We start from the raw sequence: 250 nt of genomic DNA on the forward strand, positions 1-250 counted from the left end.
GAGCAGAGCGTGGCGTTGTTGGTGGAAGGCGAGGGCGGCGCGCGCGCGGTGCTGATGGTGGATGCGATCCACGGCCAGCGCCAGGTCGTCATCAAGAGTCTGGAGGCCAATTATCGCGCCGTGCCCGGCGTCGCCGCGGCGACGGTGATGGGAGATGGGCGGGTGGCGTTGATTGTCGATGTGGATGCGGTGGTGGTAAATGCCGGCGCCGACATGAATCGCAATTCCGCCGAGATGAAGGCGCTTGAAT

Annotated in this window: 1 protein-coding gene; it reads left to right on the plus strand. The window is 64.8% G+C overall.

All coding sequences use genetic code 11. The features are described 5' to 3' along the window. The coding region (locus ACX6XY_RS30440; RefSeq protein WP_460337957.1) for a chemotaxis protein CheW at positions 1-250 on the plus strand (250 nt) is incomplete at both ends.

This window comes from Streptomyces sp. O3 (assembly GCF_054788135.1).